This window comes from Dietzia sp. IBK-p2-16D (assembly GCF_057773085.1).
In genome coordinates, this window is the sequence record NZ_JBYMTL010000048.1 from 1 (window position 1) to 465 (window position 465).

Annotated in this window: 1 protein-coding gene; it reads left to right on the forward strand. The window is 39.8% G+C overall.

What is annotated here, in order from left to right:
- Positions 1-172: 172 nt before the first annotated feature.
- Positions 173-465: hypothetical protein (locus AC3DE3_RS17275; RefSeq protein ID WP_488370849.1), on the forward strand; the 293-nt coding region annotated here is incomplete at its 3' end.

The window sequence follows — 465 nt, forward strand, 5'->3', positions numbered from 1 at the left end:
TTTAAGCCTGTTTTTGTTCCCGAAATTGGCCAGCCGGCTTATAAGGTGCTCGGTGCCGAACTGATCAAAATAAATAAGTTGGTGCAAAAATAGGCAAATAAAAAACCGTCAAGTTCTCTACTCATGACGGTTTTCATTCTCTACGCTTACTTACTCACCTTAATAATAGCCTATGTCTAAAAAAACTGCAACACCGATTGCGAATGGGGAGGTTGTAGAATCCAAAAAAATTAAAGCCATAAAGAAAGATAACGAAAACAATACTTCTGTTGCGATCGGATCAGAGAATGATTTAAATTTTAACTATCGTACTTCAGCAGAATTTCTTATCGCTCAAGCGATAGAAAAAAACCTACCCCCCGAAACGATGGAAAAGTTTTTGACAATGCGTCGCGAGCTTAGGGCCGAACGGGCGAAAGAACATTTTGATCAGGCAATGTCAGGATTCCAATCAGATTGCCCGAT